The sequence below is a fragment of the Herbiconiux daphne genome (assembly GCF_024979295.1).
GTDB lineage: Bacteria > Actinomycetota > Actinomycetes > Actinomycetales > Microbacteriaceae > Herbiconiux > Herbiconiux daphnes.
The window spans coordinates 1-1,042 of the sequence record NZ_JANLCJ010000154.1 but is presented as its reverse complement, the minus strand read 5'-3'; the positions used below and the strand labels follow the sequence as shown (position 1 = coordinate 1,042).

The window sequence follows — 1,042 nt, the reverse complement described above, 5'->3', positions numbered from 1 at the left end:
ATAATTGCCTGTAAAACTGTAACGTTTTGCCCGTTAATCGTAATAATCATCTTTTGGTAATCGTCAATATCCACGTCATTTACAAACTGCCCACCTTTGAATTGTGTTTCTAGTAAGTCAGTTGTAAGATTGTCGATGTCAACGTTTCCGATGACTTGGTCCATCAATCCTGATGTTTCAATTAGGAGTCTTTCGTTAGCGTCGAAGAATGAAATAATATCATCCTTTGGCTGTGTGTTCGCAAGTGATGAATACTGAATTCCACCATTTGCCGAATATGTAACGTTGGCGTCTCTTGGTAAAATCTCATCGTTGTAGAATGCTCTATTCAGACGTGTAACGATAATCTTGATTATTGATTTTTGATAAACCTTATCGATTGCGTTCATGTTAAAATCAAGGTCTGAAATCTTTTCCGCAAGGTATCCGTTCAGCATATCCTGTACTATGTATGTCCATGCCTGGTATTTCTTTTCCTGTGTATCCAAACCGTTTGCTATGTCTTCGTCGTTGATTTTTGGAAGGTAAAATAAATTTCAGTGTTTGGCGGTGTCGAAATCAACTAACAATTGATCTGGTGTTGCTTTTATTGCCATCTTATCTCTCCTTTTTTAGGCTATTTGCCCGTGAATTGTTTCTTACTTTTGAACCCTGTTCTTTTATCTGACTCTTGAAAAAGTTTGCGGAGTCGGAGGTAGCGGAGTTCATTTTTGTAAATACGCCCTTTGCTTTATTATACCTTGAACCAAGGCGTGTTGTTCCGAAAAGTTTGCGGGCCTCATCATTGAAAAACTTTTCCCGGTTTATGGCAAGGTCTTTATAATGCCCTGTTATGGCGGCAAGTTTTGATTTAACCCGTCATATTGAACCGAAAAGAATTAGCCCGTTTATTGCTTCAGCTGCAGGTTTCCTTCCCGGTTGCCCCACCATCCACCTTCTCATGTAGTAACCACCTCATGAGTGAGATTTCAGGAAGGCAAGATAATCGTTATAGTATCTTGCGCCTTTGAATACTACGGTAACCATCTTTACCTTTGAAGGA

At 39.3% G+C, this 1,042-nt stretch carries 1 protein-coding gene; it reads right to left on the bottom strand.

The window, feature by feature from the left end; translation table 11 throughout:
• The coding region (locus N1032_RS23725; RefSeq protein WP_259542840.1) for a hypothetical protein at nucleotides 1–437 on the bottom strand (437 nt) is incomplete at its 3' end.
• Between the last annotated feature and the right edge of the window lie 605 nt (nucleotides 438–1,042).